This is a genomic window from Oleiphilus sp. HI0066 (assembly GCF_001635725.1).
On the sequence record NZ_LWFH01000127.1, the window covers coordinates 1 to 676 of the forward strand.

Below are 676 nucleotides of genomic sequence, written 5' to 3' on the forward strand. Positions count from 1 at the left end.
ACATCCATTTAAGTAGTCGATGAATTCCTTTAAACATGAACACCTCCAAAAGCAGGACATATCTCTAAGGTCGACCATGTATATAGAAGAGCGAATCGCAGCCCGCAATTTTCGTTTGGTTAATTTTTGTTCCCGAGTGCATTCATACTTTACTGAAAAACAGATCATAATTTGTACGAATCTGACTTGTATTTAGGGTTTTGGCTTACTTATACTGAAACAACGCGCACTCAGTTAGTAGTCGAACGCTCCTTTAAAGGTTGCCCCACAGCGGCCTTCGTAATAACAATAATTTTGGAGTCATAAAAATGGGCGAACAATTCGCGACTTGGTACAAAGAACAAGGGGAATATGTCACCGGAGCACTATTCGGTTTAATTACTCTCGATCTATTTATGTTTTTAATGTATTGCATCACTGAACGAACCAGTGAAGGATACGGCTTAGGAACTCTCTTACTTACAGCGTGCATAGGGTTTCTAGCATGGGCTGAAAAATTATATTCCGAGCAAGAACAGCACTAATCGCACCTCTCAGCAGAGGCACCCGCCTCTGCTTAAGATTCATTCAACAATTCTGTTTATCCCATCATATGCAAATTTGGTATTAAGTTTGCTCTCAATCTATTAATCAAGGGTCTGCCAAAAAATCGGCAAATTCGTTCCCCTTTTAAGTG

1 protein-coding gene is annotated in these 676 nt (G+C 39.9%); it reads left to right on the forward strand.

Going from position 1 to position 676, the window contains the following annotated elements:
- Positions 1-308 precede the first annotated feature (308 nt).
- The gene (locus A3738_RS02360; protein ID WP_068479528.1) at positions 309-524 is read left to right on the forward strand and encodes a hypothetical protein; all 216 of its coding nucleotides are present in this window, start codon (positions 309-311) and stop codon (positions 522-524) included.
- Positions 525-676: the final 152 nt, after the last annotated feature.